Genomic DNA, 17,955 nt, shown 5'->3' on the forward strand with positions numbered 1-17,955 from the left:
GACGTCAGGCACTTATTACGGTGGTGCCCTTTCCCCCACCCCGCACCTGGAGCACGCATGACACGACGCCACCGCGCCCGGATCACCGCCGGGCTCGGCGCCGCCGCCCTCGCCGCCGGCCTGCTCGCCACCGGCCCCGCGTCCGCCGCGCAGGCCGCCACGTCCTACGCGCCGACCCCGGCCGACTTCAAGGACTGCCCGGCGCTGCCCGCCGGGGCGCAGCCGCTGCTGTGGAACTGCCTCGCCATCGTCATCACCGACGGGCAGATGAAGCTCGGCGGCCTCACCCAGGACATCACCAAGCCCATCACGATCCCCGTCGCGGTCGGCCTGCACGACTGGAAGATCCAGCTCCGGACGCCCGAGGGCGGGTTCCGCAGCGATCCCATCGACGTGCCGAAGGAGCGGCTGCCGCTGCCCATCGACGGCATCAAGGCGCGCGTCGCGCAGGCCGGGCCCGTCACGCCCGGCAAGATGATCATTCCGGACGCGCTGCCGCTGAAGATCGGCCTGGACCACTGGCTGTTCGCCGACCAGTGCTCCATCGGCTCGGACAAGGAGCCGATCTCGATCAGGCCGAACCTCGGGAACCTCGGCCTCGGCTCCCAGGACGGCAAGGTCGTCATCAAGACGACGATCACCGACGACACCTTCGCGGTGCCCGCCGCGACGGGCTGCGGCCTGCTCACCGGCGTCCTCAACCCGCTCGTCAAGCTGCCCAGCGCGGCGGGCAAGAACAGCACCGACCTCAACACCGTCATCCGCGTGAAGAACTACGCCTTCGGCGACAACACCCAGTCCTTCGCCAAGGAGCAGGGCATCCGCTGAGGAAGCGTGCGGCTCGCCGCGAGGCGAGCCGCACGTTGGATCAGTGCAGGAGGCGGCGGAGGGCGGCCAGGTCGTGGACGACGAGGCTGCGGCGGCCCGTCTCGACCAGGCCGTCGCGGCGCATGTTGCCGAGCGCCTTGCTGACGGCCTCGCGGGAGGCGCCGACCCAGCCCGCCAGCTCCTCCTGGGAGAGGGAGAGGGTGATGCGGACGCTGCCCGAGGCGTCCTCGTCGACCTCGCCGAAGCGCTCCGCCAGCTCGACGAGACGGTGGGTGAGACGGCCCGTCGCGTCGAACGCGCCGAACTCGGCGCGCTTGCGGTCGGCGTCGCGGAAGCGGGCGCTGAGCGTCCGCATGATGAGGACGGACGCGCCGCCGTGCGTGCGCAGGAACTCCATGAACGTCTCGCCGGGGAACGTCAGCGCCCGTACCGGCTCCAGCGCCGTCACCGTCGCTGACCGGGGCAGCCCGTCGATCGCGGCCAGCTCGCCCAGCAGCGCGCCCGGGCCGCGCACGTCCAGCAGCGCCTCGCCGCCCTGCTCGCGGTCGGAGGACGCCTTGACCCGGCCGCGCGTCAGCACCGCGACCCAGATCGAGCACTCCCCCTCGCGGAAGATGATCTCGTGGCGCCGGAAGTCGCGCGCGGTGCCGATCCGCTCCAGGTCCGCCCGGTCGCCCGGGGTCAGTTCGGCGAGGAAGGAACCCGGCTCGTAGGCGGTCATGCCCTCCACGCTAGAGGGACGCCGCGATCCCGGCCATCACGAAACCGTCACGCGTTCTGTGGCGTTTTCCCTACTTGCCGCTCAACCCCTCCGCGAGAGTGAATCCGGCGTGCCCGGCACGCGCCCGCCCGGGAACGGCGGGACCGCCCCACGGGCGGCGGCGCGGGGGCACGCCGCCCGTGCGGGGGCTCACGCGGACGGCGTGTCCTCGCCCTTGCGGACGATGCCGAGCTTGCTGCCGAGCCAGACCAGCGGGTCGTAGCGGCGGCCCGCGACGCGCTCCTTCATCGGGATCAGCGCGTTGTCGGTGATCTTGATGTGCTCGGGGCAGACCTCGGTGCAGCACTTGGTGATGTTGCAGAAACCGAGACCGTGGTCGTCCTGGGCGATGTTGCGCCGGTCCGCGACGTCGGCCGGGTGCATCTCCAGCTCCGCGATCCGCATGAGGAACCGGGGGCCCGCGAACTTCGGCTTGTTCTCCTCATGGTCGCGGATCACGTGGCAGACGTTGTTGCACAGGAAGCACTCGATGCACTTGCGGAACTCCTGCGAGCGCTCCACGTCGCGCTGCTGCATCCGCAACTCGCCCAGGCCGACGTCGCCGGGGTCGAACGACGGGATCTGCCGGGCCTTCTCGTAGTTGTACGACACGTCGGTCACCAGGTCGCGGACGACGGGGAACGTCCGCACCGGCGTCACGGTGATGGTCTCGTCCTCGGTGAACGTGGACATCCGCGTCATGCACAGCAGCCGCGGCATGCCGTTGATCTCCGCCGAGCACGAGCCGCACTTGCCCGCCTTGCAGTTCCAGCGGACCGCCAGGTCGGGCGCCTGGGTGGCCTGGAGCCGGTGGATGATGTCGAGGACGACCTCGCCCTCGTTCACCTCGACCCGGTAGTCGACCAGTTCGCCGTCGCCGTCGTCGCCGCGCCAGACCTTGAACTTCGCCTCGTAGCTCACGCCTCGCTCCCTTCCGCCGTCCCGTCCGGCGTGGCCTTCGTCAGACCGGCCCCGCCCGCGGGGTTCTCGTCCTGGCCGAGCTCGCCCGGCGTGAGGTACTTGGACAGTTCGTCGCGCTTGAACAGGTCGAGCAGTTCGGGCGGCATCGGTTCCATCGGCTGCCGCCGCAGCTCGATGCGGGGGACGTCCGGGTCGCCGGAGAGACGGCAGACCAGGTTCACCTTGCGCCACTCGGGCGACATGTCCGGATGGTCGTCGCGGGTGTGGCCGCCGCGGCTCTCCTCGCGCTCCAGCGCCGACTTGGCGATGGCCTCCGAGACCAGCAGCATGTTGCGCAGGTCGAGCGCCAGGTGCCAGCCCGGGTGGTAGCCGCGGCCGTCGTTCACCGCGACCGGCGCCACCGACACGTTCGCGACGCGCTCGCGCAGCTTGTCGAGCGAGGCCAGCGCCTGCTGGAGCTCGCCCTCCTTGCGGATGATGCCGACCAGCTCGTTCATCGTCGCCTGGAGTTCGGCGTGCACCGCGTACGGGTTCTCGCCGTCGGCCCGCTCGAACGGCGCCATCGCCTCGGCCGTCGCCCGCTCGATCTCCTCCTCCGGCAGCGCCGGACGCGCGTCGAGCCCGTCGATGTACCGCGCGGCGCCCAGCCCGCAGCGGCGGCCGAACACCAGCAGGTCGGTCAGCGAGTTGCCGCCGAGCCGGTTCGAGCCGTGCATGCCGCCCGAGCACTCCCCCGCCGCGAACAGGCCCGGGACGAGCGCCGCGCCGCTGTCGGGATCGACCTCGACGCCGCCCATCACGTAGTGGCAGGTCGGGCCGACCTCCATCGCCTCGGCGGTGATGTCGACGTCCGCCAGCTCCTTGAACTGGTGGTGCATCGCGGGAAGCCGGCGGCGGATCTCCTCGGCGCCGCCCGGCATCCGGCCGACGACCGTGAGGAACACGCCGCCGTGCGGCGACCCCCGGCCCGCCTTCACCTCGGCGTTGATGGCGCGGGCGACCTCGTCGCGCGGCAGCAGCTCGGGGGGACGGCGGTTGTTGTCCGGGTCGTCGTACCAGCGGTCGGCCTCCTCCTCGGTGGTCGCGTACTGCGACTTGAACACCTCGGGGATGTAGTCGAACATGAACCGCTTGTCGTCGGAGTTCTTCAGGACGCCCCGGTCGCCGCGGACCGACTCGGTGACGAGGATGCCCTTCACCGACGGCGGCCAGACCATGCCCGTCGGGTGGAACTGGACGAACTCCATGTTCAGCAGCGACGCACCCGCCAACAGCGCCAGCGCGTGCCCGTCGCCGGTGTACTCCCACGAGTTCGACGTCACCTTGAACGCCTTGCCGATGCCGCCCGTCGCGAGGATGACGGCCGGGGCCTCGAACACCACGAACCGGCCGGTCTCGCGGACGTAGGCGAACACGCCCGCGATGCGGTCGCCGTCGAGCAGCAGCCGCGTCACGGTCGTCTCCGACCAGACCTTCAGCCGGGCCTCGTAGTCGCCGTGGTCGCGGTGGTCCTGCTGCTGGAGGGCGACGACGCGCTGCTGCGCGGTGCGGATCAGCTCCAGGCCGGTGCGGTCGCCGACGTGCGCGAGGCGCGGGTACTCGTGCCCGCCGAAGTTGCGCTGGCTGATCTTGCCGTCCTTGGTGCGGTCGAACAGCGCGCCCCAGTTCTCCAGCTCCCAGACGCGGTCGGGGGCCTCCTTGGCGTGCAGCTCGGCCATCCGCCAGTTGTTGAGGAACTTCCCGCCGCGCATCGTGTCGCGGAAGTGGACCTTCCAGTTGTCGTTGGGGTTGACGTTGCCCATCGCAGCGGCGGCGCCGCCCTCGGCCATGACCGTGTGCGCCTTGCCGAACAGCGACTTGGAGATGACCGCCGTCCGCTTGCCCTGCGTGCGCGCCTCGATCGCCGCCCGCAGCCCGGCTCCGCCGGCACCGATCACCACGACGTCGTAGCTGTGCCTTTCGATCTCCACGAGAGCCCCTTCTAGTTGAACAGCCGCAGGTCTTGGATGGTCTCGCTGGCGACCAGCGCGACGTAGGCGTCCGCGACGACGAGCGACGCGAGCGTGATCAGCGCGAACATGCCGTGCCGTTCGTTGAGCTTGCTGATCCGGCCCCACATCCAGTACCGGACAGGGTGCTTGGAGAAGTGCTTGAGCCGTCCCCCGACGACGTGCCGGCAGGTGTGGCACGAGAGCGTGTAGCCCCACAGCAGGATCACGTTGACGACGAGGATGATCGTGCCGAGGCCGATGCCGAACCCGCCGTCCTTGCCGTGGAAGGCGCGGATCGCGTCGATCGTGTTGATGACCGAGATGAGCGCGGCCGCCGCCCAGAAGTAGCGGTGCAGGTTCTGGCCGATGAGGGGGAAGCGCCGCTCGCCGGTGTACTTGCTGTGCGGCTCGGCGACGCCGCACGCGGGCGGGGAGAGCCAGTACGCGCGGTAGTACGCCTTGCGGTAGTAGTAGCAGGTCAGCCGGAACAGCAGCAGGAACGGCAGTGAGATCACGGCGAACGGAATCCAGCCGCGCGTCCAGCTCGGCAGGAACGTGCCGAACTCGGCGGCGCTGCCGGTGACGCCGTTGACGGTGACGTCGTTGCAGATCTCGTTGAAGCACGGCGAGTAGAACGGCGTCAGGTAGTGGTACTCGGGGACGTAGAACGCCGCCCCCCAGAACGCCCGGACGGTCGCGTAGACCACCCACGCCGTGAAGATCGTCAGGGTGAACAGCGGGTAGGCCCGCCAGTTGTCCTTGCGGAGCGTCCGCTCCCGGATTCTGGCGCGCGACCGGTCCGGCGCCTCCAGTGTGCTCATTGATCGCTCCCTGAGCTAGGGGTGGGTGGCGGCGCTGCGACCCTACGCCCGCTTCCACCTGCTGTGACATACGTAACAGCACGCGTCGCCTGTGATCCTGACCACAGGCAGTGAATCACCTCAACCCCGGCACGACCGACCTCCGGCCATAACCTCGCCCTATGGCCCCTGTCTATGCAGACAAGCACAAATCAGCATGAACGCCCCCGCGCCGTCGGCCGCCGGGGTCAGAAGTACCCGTCGCCGACAGTGGCCCGCGCGCGCGAGCGGCCCGCCAGATGGAAGGGCCACCAGGCCGCGGCGACGGCGACCGCCGCCGTGATCGAGGTGGCGGCCGTGACCGCGGGCGCGGCGGTGAACGCCGAGGACAGGAGGTTCAGGACGAGCATGGCGACCGGGACGGCGAGGATCGCCAGATGACGGCGGCGTCCCCGCACCCGGGACGGCGTCAGCAGCCCCGCGGCGACCGTGCCGAGCGCGAAGACCGCCCCGGTCGCCACGGCGTTCCAGAACACCGAGCCGTCCGCCGATCCCCCGGACGCGTCCTCGGCGAACGCCACCAGGACGATCACCGCGACGACGCTGCCGACGACGAACGTGCCCGTGGACGCGAGCCACGGCTTCCACAACCCCACGGGCCCTCCTTCGTTCCGGCCGGTCACACGGTCGCCGCGAGCGACGCCACGATCTGGTCGATGACGGCGGGCGGCAGATCGTCCTCCCAGCCGTTGACGCGGACGACGAACGCCTTCCGCGCCGGAGTGACGACGGCGACGTCCGTCGCGCGGATCGGGTCGCCGACCGGCTCGCCGTCGACGACGTCGCGGTAGGTGTAGTCGACGCGCACGGCCTCGGCGGCCCCCGCGACGCGGATCCGGCGGTCGGGACCGCGCCGCACGCCGGGCGTCCGCACCTCCACGACGGTGATGGCCGCCGCCGACACCATCCGGGCGCTCGGCGCCTGCGGGACGTCGGTGATCACACCGACGCGCGCGCGGGCGGCGGCCTCCGAGCCGCCGAGCAGCGCCACGTACGCCCAGCCCTCGGGCGGCTTGACGGACTTCCACGCCACCGGATGCGCGAGCCGCACCGGACCCGCCTGCTGCGCCGTGAACCCCGCGGGCGTCCCCGGGGTCCGCCCAGCGGCCGGGCGTCCCGTGTCGCGCTCCGTCACCTCGCCGCCCTCTCCGCAGCCCGCCGAAAGGAACAGGACCGCCACGCAGGCGGCTCGGCTCCACATGCCCCGACCCATCACAGACCTCGCAGACCGAGCGTCATCATGGCGACGCCGACCGCCGCCACCGCCGGACCGAACACCAGGAGCAGCGCCCAGTGGACGCCCAGCCGCTCCGCGGTGGCCTCCGGCCGCGCCGGGTCGTAGATCACCGTCACCGGGCGTCCCGGACGCGGGCCCGGAAAGGAGTAGAAACGGCTCGTCGCCTCGACCGTGCGCCCCTGTTCGGTGGTGAAGCGGAAACGTCCGGAACGCGCCGCGACTCCCGGCCTGGTGCCCGCCGCGTCGGTCCGGCCGACGAACACGCCCCGCGTCCGGACCAGGCGCCGGTGCGCCAGCGCGTCCTTGACGAGCGAGAACGTCGCCCACAGGAACAGCGCGGCGCCCAGCGCCGCCGCGATGACGTGCTCGATCACGCCGCCTCCTTGGTCACGACCGGCTCACCGGCATTCCCGGTGGGTCAGATAACGTCGCTTCCCGTCCGTTCCGGGCGCACCCAGGTATTGGGCGTCGCTCACCTGCCGCGTCGAGTTGGAGATGGCGAGGTTCCCTCCGAGTTTCAGGCCCAGTTTCACGCTCGCGCCATAGTTGTCGTCCGTCTGATCGTAGGCGTAGTTGACCTTCGACGACTTTCCCTTCTCGTACAGCAGGCGCTGGAGCGGACTGGCGTTCGGCCCCGGATCCTGCTGCGGCGCCATGTCGTCCCAGGTCAGGGCGAGCGTCTGGAGACCCGGGCCGCCGGACTGCACCGGATTGATCAGGTACGACATGACGTCCGCCCGCTCCTGGTCGGTGGTGAGCGGAAGTTCGGTGGTGACGACGGTGGCGGTGCCGTCGACGATGTGCGTCTGCGCGAAGGTGACCTTGCTGAGCTTGCCGTTCTTGTCGCGGGTGACCGTGAGCGCCCCGGTCGCGTTGCGGCGTCCCTGAGGACCGGACACGAGCGCGTTCGCGCCGTAGTTCGCCTCGCCCTTGAGGATGAACGTCACCGACAGGTCGCCGGTCTTCTTGTTCTCTTCGAAGACGGCCTTCTCGTTGCCGTTGACTCCGACGTACGCCTTGGCGTTCGGGCTGACCGCGTCGCTGCCCCGGCCGTCGGGCACCTTGTCCTTCCACGACTTCTCGTCGGGCCCCTCGGGCGACGTGTGCCGGTCGGGCTTGCGGTGCTTTCCCTTGGGGTCGGCCGGGCCGAGGCCGAGCCCGGCGCTGAGCGAGCCGCTCAGGTCCAGCTCGCCCTCCCAGCGGCGGATGTCCGACGACGGGATGTCGGGACCGGCGACGGCGTCGTACACCTCGCCGCCGATGCGGCCGATGATGCCGCCGTTCTCCTTCACCCCGTCGATGGCGTACTGCTTGCGGATCTGCTTCATGAAGGCGTCGGCCTTCTGCTCCGCGTCGGGGCCGTCGAAGGTCCAGCCGTCGCCGACGCCGATGCGCAGCTTGGCGTCCGCGCTGGCGTCCGCGCCCGCGTTCACGGCCTTCCAGTTCACGCCGATGCCGACGCCGGTGCCGACGCCGCCGGTCAGGCCCTTCACCGCCGTGACGGTGACGGTCTTCTTGCCGTCCGGGCCGATCGTCGTCGTGCGCATGAAGCCGTAGTCGCGGCCCACCCGGAAGATCGCGACGTCGACCGTGCCTCCGTAGGAGTCGCTCGACACCTTGCTCGTGCACGGCGGCTTCAGCGCCACGTCCGCGGCGCGCTCGCACTTGCTCGCGTCACCGCCGTTGAAGATGCGGCAGATCTCGTACCGGACGTCGTCGACCACCCGCGACGGAATGATCATCGCGAGAAAGGTGAGAACGATCGCGCCCACCAGCAGCAAGGCCGCGTAGTGGATCGCGCTCGCGCCCGCGTCGGGACTTCTCGGTCGCGTGCGCATCGCCCTGTCCGCCTTTCCGGGAATTGCTCGGCAGGTGCGGTGAACGTATCGCCGGGCGCATCGGGCTGACAGGGCACAGAGGCCCAAAACAGGTCCCGTCCGCTTGGGCCCGCCCGTCCGCTCAGGGCGACGCCGCGAGCACGGCGGCGACGGTCCCGGCGAGCATGTACGGGCCGAATGGGAACTCGCCCTCGCGCGTCCGGCGGACGATCAGCAGCCCGACCGCGACGAGCCCGCCGACGAGGTAGGTGAGCAGCAGCCCCGTCGTCCAGGCGCGCAGCCCGAACCAGCCGAGGTACAGGCCGAGGACGCCCGACAGCTTCACGTCGCCGAAACCGATGCCGCTCGGGACCAGCACGATCTGCACGCCGTACACGAGGAAGAGCGCGGCCATCCCGGCGAGCGCGCCGAGCAGCCGCGCCGCGCCGTCGTCGGCGAACGGGACCGCGACGGCGAGCAGCACCCCGGCGATCCCGTAGGACGGCAGCGTGAACCGGTCCGGCAGCCGCTTCACCGCCAGGTCCACGTGGCCGAGCAGCACCGCCAGCACGGCGAGATACAGCAGCGCCGGGAGCACGGGGCCCGGATGCCGCGCGCCGAACGCGCCGCACAGGAGCGCCGCCAGGAGCGCCCCGGCGATCCGCGCGGAACGTCCGGGCGGACCGCTGTAGGGCGTGGCGAGGGTCAGCGCGCACCAGGCGGCGAGGGCGCCGCAGGCCGCCGCGACGGCGGGAACGAGCATTCCGTCAGCCGAAACGGCGCGCGAACGAGGGCTGCCGCAGCGGCGAGATCTTCACGACGTCGCCGGTCTGCGGCGCCTCCACCATCTTGCCGTCGCCGTAGTAGATCGCGACATGACGGGTCGGTCGCGATCCGAAGAAGACGAGATCGCCCGGTTGCAGCGCGTTCAGCGGCACCGCGCGCCCGCGCGGGTCGTCGAGCTGGTTGCCGGTGAAGTGGCCGAGCGCGATCCTGCCGCGCGACGCCTGGTAGACGGCGTACAACGTCAGCCCGCTACAGTCGAAGCCGACCTGGATGCGGCCGTCGTGACCGCCCGGTGAACAGCAGATCCCGGCGGTCGGGCCGCTGTAGTTGCCGCCGCCCCACGAGTAGGGCGTGCCCTGCCAGCACAGTGCCCACGCGACGACCGCCGCGCCGAAGGACAGGTCCTCCGGCGGCGTCTTCCCGTCCTTGGCGCACTCGTTGACGACCGCCGCGCCGCCCGCGGCGGTGACGCCCGCCATCGCGGGCGCGCCGGTGTAGGCGAACGGGTCCTCGCGGTCCACCAGGCGGATCTTGAACAGCCGTGTGACGCGGGCGCGGTCGACGCTCGGGTACACCTGCACGCCGTCGCACGTGCCCGACACGACCGGTCCGACGCCGGTGGCGCCCGCGGCGGCGTTCGCCCGGACGAACACGCAGTGCGGCAACTTCAGCTCGGCGATGGCGCGGGCGGTCGCGAACCGGCCGATGCCCTCGTCGCCGGACCCGTCCTTGCACAGGTTCCGCCGCTCGGCCAGGTCCTGCCTCTCCCGCTCGGTCAGCTCGCCCTCGCTCTTGAGCTGGCACTCCTGGGAACGGGCGTCGACGCGCGCGGTACCGCCGGTCATGCCGCTGAGACGCACCTCGGTGACGGAGGTGTCGTTGCGTTCGGCGTGCCGTTTCGCCGCCGCCTCGGGCGGCGCCCCGACGCCCCAGTACCCGGCGGCGTCCGGTTCCAGGCCCGCCATCACCATGGTGACGGCCTGGTCGCGCAGCGGGGCCAGCGTGCCGATCGCCGCCGCGTCCGCCCCGACCTGCGTGCGGTGCCGCATGTCGCTGGCGTTGGCGATGCGGCCGAACACGAGAAGGCCGCCGGCGAGCAGCAGCGCCATCGTCATGACGAGCGTGGACGTCGCGATGCCCGCGTCGCCCCGGGGCCGTTTCCCGCCGCGCAGCCGAACCAGCATCCGCGCCCTTCCCTCAGCCATAGCGTCACCGTGACGGTAGTGAAAGGGAATCGGCGCCGACAGGGCCCGCGGACCCAATTCCGTCAGCCGCGTGATTCACGCCAGATCTCGCCTTCGGCCGAACGGCGGCGCCCGCCGCGCCGTTCCACGAAGAACGAGATGACCGCGAGTCCGAGCACGATCCCGAAAGCCGCCTCGATGGCCGCGACGACCGCGATGCGCGGCCCCGGCTCGCCGGGAATGGCGAGCCGCAGCCGCAGCACGAGGGCGATCAGCGGCACCGGCGCCGACACCGCCAGCGACCACGCCAGCGTCCGGGGCTCGCCCAGCGGCGCCCCCGCCGCCAGGCCCATGAACACGCACGCGACGAGCCACGGCAGGTGGCCGCGCAGCACCTCGGCGTAGTCGTCGGTTCCGGGGCCGACGGCCAGGACCTTGAGGGTGAGCAGCGCGAGGACCGCGAGGATCGCCGCCGCCGTCCACACCGAGAGAGCCGCACGCATGCCGGGATCGTAGGCGGCGCGGGCGCCGGGGGTGAAGGGCCCGCGGTCCCAGGTCAGCGGACCCGCAGACCGGCGATCGTCGCCCCCTCCTTCTCCTTCCACGGGATGCGCAGCTCGACCTCGGCGGTGTTCTCCTGGAGCTTGTAGACACCGCCGAACGTGACGGTCGCGCCCGGCGCCAGGCTCTGCCGGGCCGCCGGGCGGTTCATGCTGGTGCAGAGGCAGTGCGTGATGCTCGTCCGCGCCGGGAGGTAGCGCAGCTTCCCGGCGGGGTCGGCGAGCACGACCGAGCCGGTGTCGGACAGCCCGGCCTGGGTCTCGAAGGCGTTGCGGACGTCGATCGCCGCCGAGGAGGTGTTGCGCAGCGTCCACGTCACGACGGTGGTGCCGTCGGCGGCGCGGTTCAGCGCGTCCACCGTGGCCTCCAGGCCCTTGGCGTCGGCGGCGCGGAACGTCGCCTTGCCGAGCGCGCCGCCGGACGGCCGCGGCGACGCGGCGGGCGACGGCGGCGCGGGCGGGCGCGGGCGCGGGAACGTCACGGTGACCCGGCGGTTCTTGCGGCGGCCCCGGTCGTCGGCGTTGGACGCGACGGGGTCGGCCGAGCCGTGCCCGGCGGGCGTGAACGTCACGCCCTGCCGCGTCACGAGGGTCTTGAGACGGTTCGCGACGGTCGCCGCGCGGCGTTCGGAGAGCGGCCGGTTGATGGCGTCGTTGCCGGACGAGTCGGTGTAGCCGTCCACGCGCACGTCGGTGCCCTGGGACGCGTCGATCTGCCCGGCGACGCCGCGCAGGACGCCGTCCGCGCGCGGGGTCAGGTCGGCCTTGTTCAGCGCGAACAGCACGTCGGCCGAGAGCCGCACGGCGCGTTCGTCGCCCTCGTCGGCGATGTCCTGCTCGTCGCCCTCGACGACCGTCTCGACCGGCAGGACGCGGGGCGCCGCGAGATCGGCGGTGGCCGCGTCGACCTTCTGGTCGGCGGGACGCGCGACGGGGCCGTTGCCGAGCGGCACGTCGGCGAACGGGACCGTCAGCGGCAGCTCGACCGTCACCCGCGACACGTCGGCGGGCGGGGCGGGGAACGCCGCGTACAGGTCGGTCGCCTGGCCGGGCGCGACGGTGCGGCCCGTGGTGTCCGAGCACAGGCACGTCCCGTCCTTGGTCCGCAGCGGGCGGTAGAGCTTCCCGCCGGGCCCGTCGAGCAGCCCGGCGCCGCTGAGCCGGAGGGACGAGCCGCTGACGGCCGCGTCGGTCTCGAAGAACGCGAGCTCCAGGCGCAGCGGCGCCTGCCCCTCGTTGACGACGCGGAAGGTGCCCGTCACGGCCTTGTCGGACGTCCGGCTCAGCGCGCGCAGTTCGACACGTCCGGGCCCGTCCCGGTGCGCCAGCTTCGCGACGGCCAGCGGCGCGCCGTCTCCGCCGCCCCCTCCCCCGCCGCTCGTCGGCGCCGCCGACGGTGACTTCGAGGGCTCGGGGTCGCCGGAGCAACCGGCGGCGACCAGCGCGACGCACAGCGCTCCACCACCCAGAATCCGGAATCCGTACCGCGCGGAGCGGGCCATGGCCTGCCTTTCTTCAGCGGAATACGACAAACGGACCGGAGGAACCGCGGGGTTCCTCCGGTCCGGGACGGTACTCCCTGCCGGGCAGGGCGGGTAGTGCCGTCGTTCCCACTACTCCGGGAACATCTTCTTGATGGCGGCCTCGACCCGGGGGACGACGGTGTCCTTGGCCGCCGCGATCAGCGCGACGATGATCACTCCCGCGACCAGGATCAGCGCCGCGTACTCGATCGCGCTCGCTCCGCGCTCCTGCCGTTCCTTGATCGCCTCGACACGTCCGTGCACGAACGTCTGCAACGTCACGTAGAGGGGGATCATCGGGTTCATGCTCGCCTCCCGGCGTTTCTCGGCCAGCTTTCCGCGTTGCCAGGAGACTAGGAATGGCGCGGCCGTTCCCCCAGGGTCCGGCGGCCCAATACCGGGCCCTTTCCGCTGACGCGGTGGCGCGGGCCCCTGGGCCCAGCCGAAGCGTTTCCGCACTGCTCACCGGGGGTCCTCTCCCCGGGTGCCGAGCCATTCCGCGATGGCGGCGGCGCGGGAGGTCACCGCCAGCTTGGTGTAGATCCGGTTGACGTGGTTCTTGACGGTCTTCTCGGCGAGGAACAGCCGTCCGGCGATCTCGCCGTTGGCGTGCCCGCGCACGATCAGCTCCATCACCTCGGCCTCCCGCTCGGACAGCCCGAACCGGTCGCGGGGCGCGCGGGACGGAACGGGCTCGCGGGCCCGTCCCGGCGCGGGGACGGGCGGCGTCCGGGGCTCGTCCCGGACCGCCTGCACGAGCGCCGTCACCGCCGACTCCGAGAACGGGGTGGCGCCGCGCACCGCGTCGTACACGGCCGCGGTCAGCTCCTCGGGCGTGAACGACCCGTGCACGAGGTACCCGATCGCGCCGTTGCCGACGGCCTCGCGCACGATGCGCGGATCGTCGGTGTAGGTCAGCATGATGACCGGGGTGGCACGGCTCAGCACCGCCAGCGCCTCGATCCCGCCCATCAGCGGCATCTGCACATCGAGCAGCACCAGGTCGGGTCGGGTCTCCCGCGCGAGCAGGATCGCGCTGTGCCCGTCGCCGGCGACGCCGACGACCTCCAGCCCCGCCGCCTCCAGCAGCGAGACCAGACCCGACCGCACCACGACGTTGTCGTCCACGACGAGCAGCCGGGGGGCGCCCATCACCGCGCTCCGTGCGGCACGGCGGCCGCGTCGGGCCGCAGCGCCGGGAAGCGCACCTCGACCGTCGTGCCCGCGCCGCGCTCGGACCGGACCCGGACCGTGCCGCCGCCGCGCGCGGCGCGCTCGGCCAGCCCGACCATGCCGTAATGGCCCTCGCGCGCCAGTTCGTCCAGCGGGCGCGGCTCGAAGCCCACCCCGTCGTCCTCGACCGTCAGCACGGCGGCATCACCCTCACTCGTGAAACACAACCGGGCCGAACCGGCTCGGGCGTGGCGCTCGACGTTGGTCAGCAGCTCGCCGAGGATCGCGACGAGTTCGTGCCGGGCGTCGGGCGCCAGCTCGATGCCCGGCTCGGGACGTCCCAGCACGACGATCCCGGACGTCCGCTCGAAGCGGTCGACGACCGCGCCGAGCACCTGTGCGAGCGAGCGGCCGGGGTCGTCGTCGCGCAGTTCGGCCAGCAGCGAGCGCGCCTCCCGCGAGGCGATCTCGGTCGCGGCGGCGATCGTCTCGGCCTCGGTCACGGCCCGGTCCGGATCATTGCGGACCCACAGCGGCAGCGCCGCCGCCGCGAGCGCGATCCCGCGCAGGGTCTTGGCGAGCGAGTCGTGCAGTTCGCGGGCGAGCCGGGCACGCTCCAGCGCGGCGGCGGTGACCACCTCGGCGGCGCGGCGGGCCCGCTGGGTCTCCTGCTGCTCGTCCAGCAGCGTCCGCAGCGCGACGCCCGCGAAACCGGCCAGCAGGTACAGCATCGGCTGCCCGATGACGCTCTGGAAGTCGCCCCCGCCGCCGGTGAGGCCGAGGACCGCGCCGTAGCAGGCGATCTGGAGGGTGGCGACGGCGAGCATCCCGGCCCACCGGTAGAGCAGCCCCGCCAGCGCCGCCGTCGCGACCGTCGCCAGCAGGTAGGGGCCGGACGTCCCGCCGATGCCCAGCACGGCGAACGAGCCGACCATGTCCAGGCCGAACAGCAGCGGATGCCGGGCCACCCGGGGCGCGATGGCCCCCGACCCCCGGACGAGGATGCCCGACAGCGCGGCGACGCCGAGGACCAGCGCGAACGACAGTGGGTCGGCGAGCCGGTCGGGCAACAGCAGCAGGGTCATCAGCGCCATGAGCAGGCGCAGCTTCATCAACAGGCGGAAGGCGCCCACCACGCCCTCGGGCAGGACCTCGCGGGGCTCGCCCGGCTCAGCCCAGGAGGCCACTGCTGCTCACTCCCGACCCGAAGTACAGGGCGCCGAGGACGACCAGCATGAGCGCCGGAAGCGTCATCGCCATCGTGATCGCTGTGATCTTCGGGTTGGCGCGCTGCGCCTTCCGTTTGGCCCACTGCGCCGACTCGCGCCGCATGTCGTCGCTGATGTCGACCAGCGCCGTGCCGAGCGGCGCGCCGAGCTCCTCGGCCTGGAGCAGCGCCGTGACGAACTGGTTCACCGCCTCGGAGTTGTTGCGTTCGCGCAGCTCGTCGAACGCCTCGCGGCGCGGCGTGCCCAGCTCCATCTGGCGCAGCGCCACGAGGAACTCCTCGGACAGGGCGCCGGGCATGCTCTCGGCGACGCGGGCCAGCGCCATGCGGAAGCTGAGCCCGGCGCTGACGGTGACGGCGAGGACGTCCAGGAAGTCGGGCATCGAACGCTGGATGTCGTCCTGGCGGCTGACGCGCTTGCCGAACAGCATCAGCTCGAACTGGAAGCAGCCGACGAAGCACAGCACGCCGAGCAGCGGATGGCCGTTGAGGATCACCAGCAGGCCGACGAGGGCGAAGATGACGGCGTAGCCCGCCGTCCGCCGCGCGTAGCCTTCGACGGTCAGCCCGTCCGGGCGGCCCGCCGCGTCGATGCGGCGGCGGATCGTCGCGCGGCGGCCGCCGATCAGGTCCATCACCGGCCCGGTGAACGGACGGCCCGCGACGTCGGCGACGCGGTCGAGCAGGAAGCGCTCGTCGCGTGTCTTGGCGGGTGGGGCGAGCACCGCCTCGGCGGCGACGCGGTCACCGCCGGTGAGCAGAGCGACGCCCCACACCCCCGCCAGGACGCACAGCGCCGCTCCGGCGCCCATGAACAGAATCGGGAGCATTCAGGCACCTCACACGTCGATCCGGGTGATGCGGCCGATGATGACGAGGCCGACGACGAACAGGCCGGCGGCGATCGCGAGGATGATCTGACCGGGGAGCCGTTCGCTCATCGTCCGCAGCGCCCCGGGCTGCATGAAGTTGATGAGCGCGACCCCGGCGACGCTGAGGATGCCGATCGCCCAGTTCGTCACGACGGCCTCGCCCATGATCGTGCGGACCTCGCGGCGGGTCTCCTTGCGCTCCTCCAGCGTCCCGGCGATCGTGCGCAGCGCCGTCACCAGCGAACCGCCCGCGCGGGCCGAGACGACCAACGTGCTCACCAGCACGCCCAGCTCCCGCGACGGCAGCCGGTCGCCGAGGTCGCGCAGGGCCGCCTCGACCGGCTGGCCGAGCCGCAGCGCGTCGGACGTCTTGCGCAGTTCCTCCCCCGCCGGGTCGGCCAGCTCGTCCGCCGCGATCTGCAGCGCCGTCCGCATGACCAGGCCCGCGTGCGTCGCGTTGGACAGGACCCGGGCAAGCTCGGGGAGCTGAGCGATGAACTCCTCGTTGCGGCGGCGTTCGCGGCGCCGCACGAACGACAGCACACCCATGACAACGCCCACGGCGGCGACGACCCCGAACAGCGGCGCCACCCACGTCCCGACCAGGACGACGGCCGCGGTCGCGCCGCCGACCAGCGTCAGCAGCAGCGTCGACACGCGCCAGCGCATCCCGGCGGCGGCGAGCCGCCGCGCCAGCGCCTTGCCGAGCACCGTGCCGCGCAGCGCCCGGTCGAGCCGGTCCGCCAGGCCCGTGCCCGATCCGTCCGCCGACGCCACCGACCGCGCGAGGAGGCGGCGGCGACGGCTCCAGCCCGCCAGCAGGTCGGCCGCGCCCCAGGTCGCCAGGGCCAGGGTCGCCGCGAGCGTGGCGAGGATGGCGGGCAGCGGAAGGCTCATCGTTCCTCCTGCTCGGGGTCGGGACGGAACCGCTCCGGCACCGCCTCGCCCGCGTGCTCCAGCCGGGTGGCCAGCACGGGCGGCAGTGGATGGTGCCGGAACACGCCGCGGGTCACGCGGTCGGCGCCGACCGGCTCGGCCTTGAAGGTCAGCAGCGGGAGCAGGTCGGGCTCGCCGTCCTCGCCCGACCCCGCCGCCGCGATCTCCACGATGCGACGCGAACCGTCGGCGCCCCGGCCGAGCTGGACGACGACGTCGATCGCGCTCGCGATCTGCGCGCGGATCGCCTCGAAGGGCAGCTTGACGTCGCTCATGCTCGCCAGCGTCTGGATGCGGTGCAGCGCGTCCCGCGCCGAGTTCGCGTGGACGGTCACCAGCGAACCGTCGTGGCCGGTGTTCATCGCTTGGAGCATGTCGAGCGTCTCACCGCCACGGACCTCGCCGACGATGATGCGGTCGGGCCGCATCCGCAGCGCGTTGCGGACCAGGTCGCGGATGCTGACCGCGCCCTTGCCCTCGATGTTGGCCGGACGGGACTCCAGCGGGATCACGTGCTCCTGCTTGAGCTGAAGCTCCGCCGAGTCCTCGATCGTGACGATCCGCTCGGCCGCCGGGACGAACGCCGACAGCGCGTTCAGCATCGTGGTCTTGCCGGTGCCGGTGCCGCCGGAGATGACGATGTTGACCCGCGCGCGGACCAGGGCGGCGAGCACGCCCCCGGTCGCGGCGTCCATCGCGCCGAGCCCGATCAGCTCGTCGATGGTGTAGGCGCGGGGGAAACGGCGGATCGTCAGGATCGGGCCGATCAGCGACAGCGGCGGCACGATGACGTTGACGCGCTCGCCGGTCGGCAGCCGGGCGTCCACCATCGGGCTCGACTCGTCCACGCGCCGGTTGACCTGCGCCACGATCCGGTCGATCGTCTGGTAGAGCTGCTCCTCGCTGGCGAAGCCGCCGTCCAGCCGCGACACCACCCCGGCGCGCTCCACGAAGATCGAGTCGGGGCCGTTGACCATGATCTCGGTGACGGTCGGGTCGGCGAGCAGCGGCTCCAGCACGCCGAGCCCCAGCGCCTCGTCCACCACCCGGCGGATCAGGTTCGCCCGCTCGGCGGCGGCCAGCACCGGGCCCTCGCGGGCGACGAGCAGTCCCGTGACCTTCTCCAGGCGGGCACGCCGCTGCTCCAGCGTCAGCAGCGCCAGTTCGTCGAGGTTGATCTCATCCAGCAGCCGGGACCGCCAGTGCCCGACGGTGTCGCGGCTCATCCGATCGTGTGCCGACCGGTCGGCCTCCAGCCGGTCCTTGAGAGCCATCGGTC

The 17,955-nt window shown here is 72.3% G+C and carries 19 protein-coding genes; 1 reads left to right on the top strand and 18 read right to left on the bottom strand.

The features are described from left to right. The first annotated feature begins 57 nt into the window (after window positions 1-57). Entirely contained in the window at window positions 58-828 is a 771-nt protein-coding gene (locus tag C229_RS0114240) for a hypothetical protein (protein WP_018655749.1), read from the top strand. A 40-nt stretch (window positions 829-868) separates the two neighbouring features. Here C229_RS0114240 and C229_RS0114245 read toward each other — a convergent pair whose 3' ends face one another. The 18 genes from C229_RS0114245 to C229_RS0114330 all read right to left on the bottom strand — a co-directional run bounded on the left by C229_RS0114245 (window position 869) and on the right by C229_RS0114330 (window position 17,950). Then, window positions 869-1,549 carry a Crp/Fnr family transcriptional regulator gene (locus C229_RS0114245; protein ID WP_018655750.1) on the bottom strand — a complete coding sequence of 227 codons (681 nt, stop codon included), beginning with the start codon at window positions 1,547-1,549 and terminating at the stop codon, window positions 869-871. A 189-nt stretch (window positions 1,550-1,738) separates the two neighbouring features. Continuing rightward, entirely contained in the window at window positions 1,739-2,509 is a 771-nt protein-coding gene (locus C229_RS0114250) for a succinate dehydrogenase/fumarate reductase iron-sulfur subunit (RefSeq protein ID WP_018655751.1), read from the bottom strand. Continuing rightward, complete coding sequence (locus tag C229_RS0114255) at window positions 2,506-4,479, bottom strand: fumarate reductase/succinate dehydrogenase flavoprotein subunit (protein WP_018655752.1); 1,974 nt, start codon at window positions 4,477-4,479, stop codon at window positions 2,506-2,508. Before C229_RS0114255 ends, C229_RS0114250 begins: the two co-directional genes overlap by 4 nt. Window positions 4,480-4,490: 11 nt before the next feature. Continuing rightward, window positions 4,491-5,321, bottom strand: coding sequence for a hypothetical protein (locus C229_RS0114260; protein WP_018655753.1), 831 nt, complete (start codon window positions 5,319-5,321; stop codon window positions 4,491-4,493). Between the two features lie 227 nt (window positions 5,322-5,548). Continuing rightward, the gene (locus C229_RS0114265) at window positions 5,549-5,956 is read right to left on the bottom strand and encodes a hypothetical protein (RefSeq protein ID WP_033424354.1); all 408 of its coding nucleotides are present in this window, start codon (window positions 5,954-5,956) and stop codon (window positions 5,549-5,551) included. A 23-nt stretch (window positions 5,957-5,979) separates the two neighbouring features. Continuing rightward, the gene (locus C229_RS0114270) at window positions 5,980-6,495 is read right to left on the bottom strand and encodes a hypothetical protein (protein WP_155884833.1); all 516 of its coding nucleotides are present in this window, start codon (window positions 6,493-6,495) and stop codon (window positions 5,980-5,982) included. A gap of 77 nt (window positions 6,496-6,572) precedes the next feature. Beyond that, on the bottom strand, window positions 6,573-6,971 hold the full coding sequence (locus tag C229_RS0114275; protein ID WP_018655756.1) for a DUF3592 domain-containing protein: 399 nt from the start codon (window positions 6,969-6,971) through the stop codon (window positions 6,573-6,575). Window positions 6,972-6,995: 24 nt separating this feature from the next. After that, a complete protein-coding gene (locus C229_RS0114280; protein WP_018655757.1) occupies window positions 6,996-8,435 on the bottom strand; it encodes a hypothetical protein in 1,440 nt (479 codons plus the stop codon). A 121-nt stretch (window positions 8,436-8,556) separates the two neighbouring features. Continuing rightward, window positions 8,557-9,177: a prepilin peptidase gene (locus C229_RS30545; RefSeq protein WP_018655758.1), complete on the bottom strand. Its 621-nt coding sequence runs from the start codon at window positions 9,175-9,177 to the stop codon at window positions 8,557-8,559. A gap of 4 nt (window positions 9,178-9,181) precedes the next feature. Next, complete coding sequence (locus C229_RS32885) at window positions 9,182-10,405, bottom strand: C40 family peptidase (RefSeq protein WP_155884834.1); 1,224 nt, start codon at window positions 10,403-10,405, stop codon at window positions 9,182-9,184. Between the two features lie 62 nt (window positions 10,406-10,467). Then, a complete protein-coding gene (locus tag C229_RS30555) occupies window positions 10,468-10,887 on the bottom strand; it encodes a hypothetical protein (protein WP_155884835.1) in 420 nt (139 codons plus the stop codon). Between the two features lie 53 nt (window positions 10,888-10,940). Then, on the bottom strand, window positions 10,941-12,446 hold the full coding sequence (locus tag C229_RS34975; RefSeq protein WP_018655761.1) for an OmpA family protein: 1,506 nt from the start codon (window positions 12,444-12,446) through the stop codon (window positions 10,941-10,943). Window positions 12,447-12,557: 111 nt separating this feature from the next. Continuing rightward, on the bottom strand, window positions 12,558-12,773 hold the full coding sequence (locus C229_RS0114305; RefSeq protein WP_018655762.1) for a Flp family type IVb pilin: 216 nt from the start codon (window positions 12,771-12,773) through the stop codon (window positions 12,558-12,560). A 156-nt stretch (window positions 12,774-12,929) separates the two neighbouring features. Then, entirely contained in the window at window positions 12,930-13,619 is a 690-nt protein-coding gene (locus C229_RS0114310; protein WP_018655763.1) for a response regulator, read from the bottom strand. Continuing rightward, on the bottom strand, window positions 13,619-14,827 hold the full coding sequence (locus C229_RS30565) for a sensor histidine kinase (RefSeq protein WP_018655764.1): 1,209 nt from the start codon (window positions 14,825-14,827) through the stop codon (window positions 13,619-13,621). The genes C229_RS0114310 and C229_RS30565 overlap by 1 nt, the downstream gene beginning before the upstream one ends. Continuing rightward, entirely contained in the window at window positions 14,811-15,698 is an 888-nt protein-coding gene (locus tag C229_RS0114320; RefSeq protein WP_018655765.1) for a type II secretion system F family protein, read from the bottom strand. The genes C229_RS30565 and C229_RS0114320 overlap by 17 nt, the downstream gene beginning before the upstream one ends. A gap of 9 nt (window positions 15,699-15,707) precedes the next feature. Beyond that, a complete protein-coding gene (locus C229_RS0114325) occupies window positions 15,708-16,637 on the bottom strand; it encodes a type II secretion system F family protein (RefSeq protein ID WP_018655766.1) in 930 nt (309 codons plus the stop codon). Continuing rightward, window positions 16,634-17,950 (bottom strand): TadA family conjugal transfer-associated ATPase, encoded by a 1,317-nt coding sequence (locus C229_RS0114330; protein ID WP_018655767.1) that lies wholly within the window; start codon window positions 17,948-17,950, stop codon window positions 16,634-16,636. The genes C229_RS0114325 and C229_RS0114330 overlap by 4 nt, the downstream gene beginning before the upstream one ends. Window positions 17,951-17,955: the final 5 nt, after the last annotated feature.

Origin of the sequence: Actinomadura flavalba DSM 45200 (assembly GCF_000374305.1) — a bacterium.
Taxonomy (GTDB): Bacteria; Actinomycetota; Actinomycetes; order Streptosporangiales; family Streptosporangiaceae; genus Spirillospora; species Spirillospora flavalba.

Coding starts and splice junctions, on each gene's coding strand:
- C229_RS0114240 (WP_018655749.1), top strand. CDS start 58: ATGACACGACGCCACCGCGCCCGGATCACCGCCGGGCTCGGCGCCGCC.
- C229_RS0114245 (WP_018655750.1), bottom strand. CDS start 1,549: ATGACCGCCTACGAGCCGGGTTCCTTCCTCGCCGAACTGACCCCGGGC.
- C229_RS0114260 (WP_018655753.1), bottom strand. CDS start 5,321: ATGAGCACACTGGAGGCGCCGGACCGGTCGCGCGCCAGAATCCGGGAG.
- C229_RS0114280 (WP_018655757.1), bottom strand. CDS start 8,435: ATGCGCACGCGACCGAGAAGTCCCGACGCGGGCGCGAGCGCGATCCAC.
- C229_RS30545 (WP_018655758.1), bottom strand. CDS start 9,177: ATGCTCGTTCCCGCCGTCGCGGCGGCCTGCGGCGCCCTCGCCGCCTGG.
- C229_RS32885 (WP_155884834.1), bottom strand. CDS start 10,405: ATGGCTGAGGGAAGGGCGCGGATGCTGGTTCGGCTGCGCGGCGGGAAA.
- C229_RS30555 (WP_155884835.1), bottom strand. CDS start 10,887: ATGCGTGCGGCTCTCTCGGTGTGGACGGCGGCGGCGATCCTCGCGGTC.
- C229_RS34975 (WP_018655761.1), bottom strand. CDS start 12,446: ATGGCCCGCTCCGCGCGGTACGGATTCCGGATTCTGGGTGGTGGAGCG.
- C229_RS0114305 (WP_018655762.1), bottom strand. CDS start 12,773: ATGAACCCGATGATCCCCCTCTACGTGACGTTGCAGACGTTCGTGCAC.
- C229_RS0114310 (WP_018655763.1), bottom strand. CDS start 13,619: ATGGGCGCCCCCCGGCTGCTCGTCGTGGACGACAACGTCGTGGTGCGG.
- C229_RS0114320 (WP_018655765.1), bottom strand. CDS start 15,698: ATGCTCCCGATTCTGTTCATGGGCGCCGGAGCGGCGCTGTGCGTCCTG.
- C229_RS0114325 (WP_018655766.1), bottom strand. CDS start 16,637: ATGAGCCTTCCGCTGCCCGCCATCCTCGCCACGCTCGCGGCGACCCTG.
- C229_RS0114330 (WP_018655767.1), bottom strand. CDS start 17,950: ATGGCTCTCAAGGACCGGCTGGAGGCCGACCGGTCGGCACACGATCGG.